At 38.4% G+C, this 3,900-nt stretch carries 4 protein-coding genes; 1 reads left to right on the forward strand and 3 read right to left on the reverse strand.

Annotated features, from left to right (window positions below):
• The 3 genes from B7L68_RS08540 to B7L68_RS08195 form a co-directional block, all read right to left on the reverse strand.
• A partial coding sequence (locus tag B7L68_RS08540; protein WP_162008421.1) for an ATP-binding cassette domain-containing protein occupies positions 1-511 on the reverse strand: 511 nt, incomplete at its 3' end.
• 116 nt (positions 512-627) lie between these two features.
• Positions 628-1,596, reverse strand: a complete 969-nt coding sequence (locus tag B7L68_RS08190; protein ID WP_081247173.1) for an ABC transporter ATP-binding protein — start codon at positions 1,594-1,596, stop codon at positions 628-630.
• Between the two features lie 114 nt (positions 1,597-1,710).
• Positions 1,711-3,186: a transposase gene (locus tag B7L68_RS08195; protein WP_238136389.1), complete on the reverse strand. Its 1,476-nt coding sequence runs from the start codon at positions 3,184-3,186 to the stop codon at positions 1,711-1,713.
• Between the two features lie 104 nt (positions 3,187-3,290).
• Between B7L68_RS08195 and B7L68_RS08775 the strand changes: the two genes are divergently transcribed.
• Complete coding sequence (locus B7L68_RS08775) at positions 3,291-3,890, forward strand: hypothetical protein (RefSeq protein ID WP_162008422.1); 600 nt, start codon at positions 3,291-3,293, stop codon at positions 3,888-3,890.
• Positions 3,891-3,900: the final 10 nt, after the last annotated feature.

Consider the following 3,900-nt stretch of genomic DNA (forward strand, 5'->3'; position numbering starts at 1 on the left):
CCACCTTAGCGCCTAAGATTAATGCTCTAGCAATATTAACTCTCTGTCTCTGACCTCCTGATAATTGAAATGGATATAAATTAAGAAACTCCTCTGGCGGCGTCAGCTTCACATCTGTCAAAGCCTTGATCACCATCTCTAATCTCTCGTCTTCAGACTCTCCTATTCCATGAATTATGAGAGGCTCCTCAAGAATCTCTTTTACAGTCATTCTAGGATTCAGAGAGCCGTAAGGATCTTGGAACACTATTTGAAGCTCTCTTCTTAAAAGCTTATATATTTTTCCTGAGACATCTGTTATATCATAAAAATCTTCTCTCTTAGGAACTCCCTCCTTCTCCATTAGCTCTTCAAGCTCTTTCGAAGGTTTATAATATATTCTTCCTTCGGTAGGTCTTATCAACCCTATAATACTTCTCCCGAGAGTAGTTTTTCCACATCCAGACTCTCCAACTAAACATGTAACCTTGTTCCTAGGAAGATATATATTTACGCCATCGACAGCTCTCACGTTTCTACCTTTTTTAAATGTCAACACTTCTGTCAAAGATCTTGCCAATGAGAAATATACTTTAAGTCCTTCACCAAATAAAATCAGATCTTTATATGAATATGTGGACATAAAGATCATCCTCCGCTCTTCTTTTCCTCAAAAAGCCAACAAGCCACTGAAACGTCTTTTATATTATAATAGGGAGGCTCTTTCACTCTGCAAATATCCATGGCATATGGACATCTAGGATGAAATCTACATCCTGGCGGAGGAGATCTTAAGTCGGGAGGATTGCCAGGTATCCAATAAAGCTCTTTCTTGCCTCCCAGCCTGGGTATGCTCGCCATAAGACCTTTAGTATATGGATGCTTAGGATCTGTATATATATCATCTGAAGATCCTATCTCAACCAGCTTGCCGCCATACATTATAGCCACTTTATCTGCCAACTCTGCTACCAATGAGAGGTCGTGTGTTATAAGTATTATACTCATCTTTCTCTCTTGTTTAAGTTTCTTCAATAGATTAAGTATCTGTGCCTGAACAACTACGTCGAGTGCTGTTGTAGGCTCGTCGGCGATAACTATGTCAGGATTTAATGCCAGAGCCATTGCTATGACAACTCTCTGTTTCATTCCTCCACTAAACTCATGAGGATAATTATTTACACGCCTAGGATCTATGCCGACAGCTTTTAAAAGCTCCATAGCTCTCTGAAGAGCCTCTTTCTTAGTGACAGATTCATGTGCCAATATAGCATCCACGATCTGATCTCCAACTCTCTTAACAGGATTGAGAGCATTGAGAGCTCCTTGGAATACCATGCTAATTCTCTTCCATCTAATCTCTCTTCTAATTCTGCTTTCAGGTAATTTAGTTAAGTCTGTCCCATCCAATATTATCTCTCCCTCAACAATTCTTCCTGGAGGAGGCACCAGCCTGATCAAGCCATAGCCTAATGTAGATTTTCCAGAGCCTGACTCACCTACTATAGCCAGAGACTCGCCTTTCTCTAATGTAAAAGACACATTATCAACTGCTTTGACAACTCCTCGGAGAGTAAAGTAGTATATTTTTAAACCTTTAACCTCCAGCAGAGGCACTTAATCACCTCTTTTATTATTCACCATACAGTATTCAATTATTGAAATTATAAAAGTAACTCTCAGAATTTATAAATTTTTATCAGCTAAATCTGAATATGACCCCTCCCCGCCCTAAAGGGCGAGGTTTCGAATCTCTGGGTCTCGGGTGTTAGCCCTCTGGAGAGGGATTAATGGTTTCACACCATTATGTGATACCAAATAGCTCTCGATCTTTCTTGTTACTATAATCTTGTATCCTATTCTTCCCGCTATGTTTAATGCTGCATTTATATCTGCATTAATCTTTTTATTAGTTTTTCTACATATGTATAATCCTCTGTATATTCTTCCATCTCTATGTATTTCTTCACATATAGAACATTCTATACTTGTATAATCCTCTGAAACAATCTCAATATCTATTCCATATTCTATAAACACATCTATCATCCACAATATTATCTTTCTATACCACCATATGTTATTGTTGTATTCATTACCATTGTTTTGTGAAAGCATAATAGGGTATCCAACATATATCTTTTCAACTCCTCTACTCCATAACATCTCAGCTAGAAATCTAATTGCTGTCCTATAGAGATGTCTAAGTCTCTCATTCCTCTTATATAAAGCTCTAAGATATTTCTCATGATACTTCATCCATGTTGAGATCCCAGCATTCTTTAATAAATCTCTAACAGCCTGATATGTAGAGATCTCTCTTTTCCACCAGTAGTATTCGGATTTGATCGTTCCTCCTTTGACAAGTAATGCTGATCCGTCTGAGACCACCACAGCAAACAGATTGTTAAGACCCACATCTATGAAAGCTTTTTTGTCTCCAATAGGATCTCTCTGTTTAATAGATCTAGGATTAAAAATTCTATTTTTCTTATCTTTATAATTAGGCTTTATATATCCTTTGAGATTTGATTTCGGAGGATCTACACCAACTTCTATAGGTATATAAGCGAACCATCTGTCAGCCTCATATATAATCTCAAGTCTCCCCTGTTTACCTTCCCATCTTATTCTGCCGACATATCTTATACTTAATTTAAAATCTTTAAGAATCAGACGGCCCTCACCCTCATTAACAGTCTCTAAATAATATCTATCGTTTCTAATCAAAATATGGATCTTCTTTTTACCCGTGATCCTATCTTTCCAATAGCCTGGCGGAGAAATTTTTCTGATATGAGGCGATAATCTGCCTTGTCTCTTCATTTTCAGAAGCTCAAAAAATGAATTCCAGGCCTCCTCATTTTTATTAATTACTTGACCAGCATTTACACCTAAAATTTTCTTATATTTATGATAATATTTTCTGTTGATCTCAACTCTCTTCTCAGGCTTCAGATCGTTCTTAAAGAACAGCTGTCTCTTCTCATAATTAAGCTCGTTCCACAGCCTCACAGATGTCAAGCCGATATCAAATAATATCTCTTCCTCATGTTTCTCTGGAAGCAGTCTTAACCTTACTACTCTCTTATTGCTTTTCTTTCTCTTCTCAACAATCTTCTTAAATGCCTCTAGAGGGTCGGAGCCTTCGGCGGACACACCTCGGGGATTCCCCCCGCCGGACATCCTGAATTTTCTGTCCGCCAAAGACCCGACCCTCAAAAATATTATAAAAACTTATAAAATATACCTCCGCCCTGAAGGGCGAGGCTTGTACTTATGTTGTCAAAGTAGATTACTTCTACACAAACGTGACCACATTAACAGGAAAGACATATCATGCATGGTTTGCACATATTGAACACAGCGCCAAAGGATATGCCACAACATGTTGCTGGCCTTTCTGGCCGTTCTGTGGTACTCAATATCATTATCCATCGAAATTTATTTCTGAGACTAATTGGAGAACCTCTACATTTCCTGGACAAGTTCTCGATGACTGGAATCCGAAGAATTTAGGAACCGCGCAGACTATAACATTTACGGTCACATGGAATGTAGGTCTCTCACTTGGCCGACAATCTTCTCTCACAGTATCCTACTCGACGACAACCTCTGTGGCAATGCCTAACGCTCCTAGCTATAACTGGTTTGATGAATCAACTCCAAGTAGTGGAGTTGCTAGAGCTAGACATGAATTGGTTACTCCACAGAATTATGATATAAGTCGTCTGAACAATGTGTTATTTACTGTAGAGCCCACCTCAGTAGCTTTCTTAGATCCTGATAAGCCTGGAGGCGTTATGCCTATGATCTTATCTCATTATTTCTATACTCAGTTTAATACTGGAGAGTCAGGATCGATATCTTTTAACGTTTACCTCTATGATAGCAGTTATGGAGAGTATTAGTCTCTTTTAA

It is taken from the genome of Thermoproteus sp. CP80 (assembly GCF_002077075.2).
In the GTDB taxonomy this organism is placed as follows: domain Archaea; phylum Thermoproteota; class Thermoprotei; order Thermoproteales; family Thermoproteaceae; genus Thermoproteus.